This window comes from Acinetobacter sp. AL9, assembly GCF_041464035.1.
Classification (GTDB): Bacteria; Pseudomonadota; Gammaproteobacteria; order Pseudomonadales; family Moraxellaceae; genus Acinetobacter; species Acinetobacter towneri.
In genome coordinates this window covers 1-4,668 of the sequence record NZ_JAYFSK010000100.1, presented here as the reverse complement: position 1 = coordinate 4,668, position 4,668 = coordinate 1, and the positions used below count along the sequence as shown (strand labels likewise).

Annotated in this window: 4 protein-coding genes and 2 pseudogenes; 1 reads left to right on the top strand and 5 read right to left on the bottom strand. The window is 37.6% G+C overall.

The genetic code is table 11. The annotated features are described in order from the left end of the window. The first annotated feature begins 524 nt into the window (after positions 1-524). A pseudogene (nudC, locus tag ACEO2X_RS13325) lies at positions 525-1,285 on the top strand (NAD(+) diphosphatase). 297 nt (positions 1,286-1,582) lie between these two features. On the opposite strand, the gene ACEO2X_RS13320 reads toward nudC, so the two are convergent. From ACEO2X_RS13320 to ACEO2X_RS13300, 5 genes and pseudogenes are all read right to left on the bottom strand, one after another. Further along, entirely contained in the window at positions 1,583-1,939 is a 357-nt protein-coding gene (locus ACEO2X_RS13320) for a roadblock/LC7 domain-containing protein (RefSeq protein WP_371972138.1), read from the bottom strand. A 51-nt stretch (positions 1,940-1,990) separates the two neighbouring features. After that, a complete protein-coding gene (locus ACEO2X_RS13315; protein ID WP_371972137.1) occupies positions 1,991-2,956 on the bottom strand; it encodes a hypothetical protein in 966 nt (321 codons plus the stop codon). A gap of 81 nt (positions 2,957-3,037) precedes the next feature. Continuing rightward, the gene (locus ACEO2X_RS13310) at positions 3,038-3,460 is read right to left on the bottom strand and encodes a roadblock/LC7 domain-containing protein (RefSeq protein ID WP_004972861.1); all 423 of its coding nucleotides are present in this window, start codon (positions 3,458-3,460) and stop codon (positions 3,038-3,040) included. 14 nt (positions 3,461-3,474) lie between these two features. Then, complete coding sequence (locus ACEO2X_RS13305; protein ID WP_004972859.1) at positions 3,475-4,014, bottom strand: ATP/GTP-binding protein; 540 nt, start codon at positions 4,012-4,014, stop codon at positions 3,475-3,477. Positions 4,015-4,554: 540 nt separating this feature from the next. Beyond that, a pseudogene (locus tag ACEO2X_RS13300) lies at positions 4,555-4,668 on the bottom strand (IS30 family transposase); the annotation flags it as partial.

Here is a 4,668-nt window from a genome sequence, read left to right as displayed (position 1 = left end):
AGTCGTTTGAATGATTTCTTCTTGGTCTACGTGCCATAAAATACTCCATATATTGATGTTTATAACATCTTTTGAGGAGCAGAGTATCACTTATAGGAGTTGTTCAAATTTCCGGATCCATCTCTGTCACAGGCTTTGCGCAAGGAACTTTCAAAGTGAAGTGTATCTAGTGAATAGAGTTTTCGGTCTCTAAGCACTTTTTAAAGGGAACATCATCGACTCAAATTTCTATTTGTAACAGTGCCATAGAAAAAGCACTATTGGCGATGGGTAAACGTTTGGAAATTTTAGTAACCCCTCTAGTGGATGCTCACCCTGCCAGCTGACGGATAGAATTTCATCCGAGCTGGCCGTTTCATAATTCGTGTGAAAATTACGTGATATTAATCAATAATATAAAAAATATTCTTGTTGAAATTATCGTTCTATATACCTAGTATTTGGATTGAAGTTACTCCATGTTAGCTTCCTAAGTTTTGTCCCATACATCCCCTGTATGGGATTTTTTTAATTAGGGTATCTGAATGACCATACACTCCAAAGCGTATATTTTTAGACAGCAGCAATTATTGGTCGATCATGATTTTCAGCTACCGCTAGTTGAAAAAATTCATGATGACCTGAACCTGTCAGAAAACGGAGAGGTGATTGCACGCGATCTGTAAGAGGATGAGCTGGTGCCGGAAGGCTATCAGTTGGTCCCGATCCGCCAGCTGGTCCAGGTTTGGAGTAGACCACAATTTGAAGAAGCTTCCCGTGCTGTGCAGTTGCTGGGATGGCGACGTAATCACTGCTATTGCAGTCATTGCGGTCATCCAGCTGAGCAGCATGCGACTCAATATTCCATGGTCTGCCCATCCTGTGGTTATAGCCAGTATCCTCGTATCAATCCTTTGTTACCCGAGGCAAAGATGAAATTCTGCTGGCGAAACATACCCGTACTAAAACCCAGATGTATACACTGATTGCCGGGTTTGTCGAAGTGGGTGAAACGCTGGAAAATGCGGTACGATGCGAGATTCAGGAAGAGGTGGGCTTACAGGTCAAAAACATCCAATACTTAGCCAGTCAGCCATGGCCATTTCCAAGCAACCTGATGCTAGCGTTTAAGGCGGAATATCATGCGGGTGATATTCAGATTGAAGCGCATGAACTGAGTGATGCACAGTTTTTCAGGTTTGATCAGCTACCGGAAATTCCATTCAAGGGTAGTATCGCGCACACCATGATCATGCATGTAATGCACGGCACTCCAGTTGCTGATGACGACAAAGAATGGCTATAAAAGTCAGCTTCATTGTCTTGATCGCTTCGATGAAAGTTTGAATCATTCGGTTCAAGGCTTCTGACTAGAAAAACTAATCACTTCAGACACCAACATATCAAACCGTCCGCAGGGAAAATCGCAAAAGCGCATATTCTAAAAGCGGATATTTTTACTTTGGAGAAACCGAACATTTCTATTTGGGGCTTACAGGTTTATTGCCTAAAAAATGCTATATTTTTAAAAAATATAGCATTTTTAAATTAACTGACGAATCAATCTTATAGATAAACTCTATAGATTTTTTTCAGTAGTTTCTTATGAAAAATCTAACTCTTTTTCAAATGTTTTTAATTCAAAACGAGCCATCGCTAAATTTGATTTAGAACGGTCAAGAACCAAATATAAAAACAAAGCTTCATTGGTGTCGAGTGGACGGATTAAGTGATATTGCTTACCCAAGGTCATTAGAATATCTTCAATACCATCATTCAATTGAAGTGCTTTAGCAACCTTGCGCTTTGCACGAATCACCTCAGTGTTACCTGCTGCTGCAAGTTCCAAATCAATGCCTGTCCCCTGAGTGGCTAAAGCCAAACCACTTTCACTATCAACCAGTGCTGCTGCAACAAAACCGTCAAGTTCGGTTAAGCTATCTAACGTAATACGAGCCATCTTTTTTCTCCTGAATTTATGGGAGGATTCCCATTAGTTATTTATGCTGCTTTAAAGACCTAGTTTTTTTCGCAATTTTCCAAAAAAACCGCTAATTTTGTTCACTTTGGCTTCTTCAATAGTTTGCTGAGGTGCAATAAATTTCGCTTCATGTGGTTCAATGCATTGCCCCATTCTTAATAACTGCGCAATTGCAATAAAATGAAAAATTCTCTGATGAGAAAGCTCTAAATGATCCGCCACCATTTGAATGTTTGCACCTTCTGCAAAACAAGCTGAGAGTTTAAACAGGTCTTTACGTACAGAGCCTGCTGGCAATTGAGGCCAAATGTGTAATTTAAAATATTGACTCAATTGGACTTGTGGCACGTTCAGTGTTATTGAGCGATCTAGAATTTTCCATAAACCAACATATAAATCCTCAGTACGCTGATGACTGATCGTCTCTTGTATAAATTGAGAGGTGGCATAGGATTGATGAATAGTATTATTAAATCTAAGCATTGAGATTTCAGAGTTCGCCCAAATTCTATCCGTAGCTGTATCAATCAAAACTAAAAAGCCTTTCTCATCGTAGACCTGAATAAATCCATTGTTTGAGTTAAAAATATTGTCAAATATGCTTGCTGCATCAAGAGGTTCTAAATAGCTAGTAGGTTCAGCCATGACTTTAGACTTAGCAACTGAAGAGTCATTTAAACAGTAATCGTGTAACCATCGGTTCAACTCATCTAAATGTACGAGTGGATAGGATAAAGTGTCATCAATAATCCGTCCACCATTATCGGCGACTTTAATTAAACACAAATAATGGGAAACATGATGCGATAAGATATTTTGAATACTTGATGAATGAAAAAAGAGTTTATTAACCAAAAGTAAATCAATATGTTGTTCGGAAATATTAACCCAATGAACCTCAATATCCGAAGGTAGGCATGAAATGATTTGTATTTTGAGCTGATTTAGTACGACTAGGCTAACACCAGAAACAGCAATATTTAAAACTCTATTCATTTTATCAATACTTTAACAATGCTAACCAATAACTACACTTTTTAACCAATTTAGCCAGTCAAAATAACTACTCAACTCGAATTAAAGAGGCACCGAATTATCAGCAACCAATAACTCAGAAACTTTTTTTAGTGCATACAACAGTTGACCAATCAAGACATTTTGCGAGGCTGCAGTCACTATCACCATCGGATAGTTTGCGTGCTCAACTCCTACCAAAATCACTTTACCGTTATCAGCCTCAAGAGTAATGGTTTTACATCCAGTTAAGTCGATTTCTGAAATGAATGCAGAAACCATTGCCAGAATTGAACTACTGACAGCAGCAATTTTTCCACCATTCGTCAGATTTTTTTTACTTGCTAGTGCTAATTCAAAACCGTCAGAAGAGCAAAGCATGACAAAATCGATACCAGAAACTTCATTTAAGACTTCTTGAATAAGTTTCCGACCTGAATCAATCAATTGAGGTGGGATCTGACGTGTGTTCTCGACTTTAAACATATAAGACACCACCTTTAAACTAGAATATTTTGCACTTCAACAACTGCTATCAGCGCTTCAATCATTAACAGTACATCGTCCTTTAGTCGTACATCTACACCAAACAAAGGATATCTATAGTTATTTTCTATCATATAGTCTCGGTAAATCTTCAACATCTGGTCATTTTGTTCATCCAAATGAGTAATCCCAATCACTATATTGTCACTGTATTCTTTAAAATTATCTAAATAAAACTCTAAATCCTGTACGCGCTCTGTACGTGAATGATCAATTAAAATGATAATGCCTATTGCGCCTTTACAAATGATTGACCACATAAAATCAAAGCGGTCTTGACCGGGAGTGCCGTATAATCCGACCTTGGTTTCATCATCAAGAATGATTTCACCATAATCGATGCCAACGGTAGTCAGGTATTTGCTATGTGCATCCAGATCAGTATTAATCGTTTCAGTTTGCATGACTGGAATGTCGGAAAGCATTTTAATTGCTTCTGATTTACCAGCCCCCATTGTGCCGCCAAAAACAATTTTATATTGCTGTAAAAGCATAAAATATTATCATCCAAAAAGCGTTCACCCGGAAAAACCGGGATCATAGATAAATAAACTCACAATGTTGTTTAACAAAAAATTTAATGAGTTAATGCCATCCAAGCAAACCAAGCTCGACCCAACCCCAACATGTCACTTAAAGAAAAAACCAAGATGATAAATGCCTGAGCTTAAGAAGATTGAATACTCTTAAGAAATAATTAACAGGCTATCAGTATAATTTATTACGATGATCGAATAAATACTGGAAAATATCAGATATTTCAGTAACGTGAATAATGTTATAATTATTATACATAACCTATGTCACAAAAGTAAATAAGTAAGCTGTCACAGTTCAAAAAATTGCTGCATGTACCAGTAAAATTGCACTGATCAACAACACTGACAGTATTCTTAACACAACAGCCCTATTAGATGTATGCTCAATTGGGACACAAATGAGTGTGTTCATTTGCATGATAAAGAACAAAGGATGTTCCCCCTGTATTTATTTTTCTTTCTTGTACGAGATATAACACGAAGAATATGGCGGATTCAAGCGGCAAGTGCAACAGTATAAAAACCAGCCATAACTTCACTCGGTGTATACCAACCTAGTGTTTTTCTAGGACGATGGTTGAGTGCAAATTCTATCTGCTCTATTTGTTC

What these genes read in the sequence shown, in the direction of transcription:
- ACEO2X_RS13310 (WP_004972861.1), bottom strand. Translation starts at nt 3,460, where the DNA reads ATGTTTAAAGTCGAGAACACACGTCAGATCCCACCTCAATTGATTGAT.
- ACEO2X_RS13320 (WP_371972138.1), bottom strand. Translation starts at nt 1,939, where the DNA reads ATGGCTCGTATTACGTTAGATAGCTTAACCGAACTTGACGGTTTTGTT.
- ACEO2X_RS13305 (WP_004972859.1), bottom strand. Translation starts at nt 4,014, where the DNA reads ATGCTTTTACAGCAATATAAAATTGTTTTTGGCGGCACAATGGGGGCT.
- ACEO2X_RS13315 (WP_371972137.1), bottom strand. Translation starts at nt 2,956, where the DNA reads ATGAATAGAGTTTTAAATATTGCTGTTTCTGGTGTTAGCCTAGTCGTA.